Below are 892 nucleotides of genomic sequence, written 5' to 3' on the forward strand. Positions count from 1 at the left end.
TTCTCGCGGATGGCAAGGGACTTCTGATAGTTCTCCAGGGCGCCAGCCAGGTTCCCCTGCGCCTTCTGGACGTCGCCAATCTGGCTATAGCCATAGTCAAGATTGCTTGCCCAGTTGGTGTTGTCGGGGTCTCCGGCAAAAAGCTTCGCTCGAATGGCCTGGCTCTTAGAAAAGCTCTCGAGAGCTTTGGCAAGATTTCCACGTGTGCTCTGAGCTAGACCGACTCTTTCGTAGATGAGCGACAGGCCGCTCTGCCAGTCGGCATTGTTCGGATCGAGAGCCGCCACCTTCTCACGGATGGCAAGGGCCTTCTGATAGTTCTCCACGGCGCCCGCCAGGTTCCCCTGCGTCCTCTGAACATCACCCAGCGTGGTGTAGATCGATGACAGGCGGCTCTGCCAGTCGGCATTGTTCGGTTCGAGAGCCACCAGCTTCTCGCGGATGGCAAGGGACTTCTGGTAGTTCTCCAGGGCGCCCGCCGGGTTCCCCTGCGCCCGCTGGACGTAGCCGATTTCGGAATAGATCGTGGACAGATCACTCCGCCAGTCTGCATTATTGTTCGGATCGAGAGCCACCAGCTTCTCACGGATGGCAAGGGCCTTCTGATAGTTCTCCAGGGCGCCCGCCAGGTTCCCCTGCGCCTTCTGGGCGTCGCCGACGGCAGAATAGTCAACGGCAAGATCACTTAGCTTGCCGGTGTTTCCTTGGTCCGCAGCGCTTAGCTTTTCATCGATGGCGAGTCCGCGTCGATAGTTCTCCAGGGCGCCCGCCAGATTCCCCTGCGCCGTCTGAACATCACCCAGTGTGGTGTAGATCGATGACAGGCGGCTCTGCCAGTCGGCATTGTTCGGTTCGAGAGCCACCAGCTTCTCACGGATGGCAAGGGACTTCT

1 protein-coding gene is annotated in these 892 nt (G+C 59.3%); it reads right to left on the reverse strand.

Features of this window, described 5'->3' with window-relative positions; all coding sequences use genetic code 11:
* A partial coding sequence (locus AC0L2X_RS32420) for a tetratricopeptide repeat protein (protein WP_473601213.1) occupies positions 1–892 on the reverse strand: 892 nt, incomplete at both ends.

The sequence above is a fragment of the Mesorhizobium sp. WSM4828 genome, assembly GCF_055811175.1.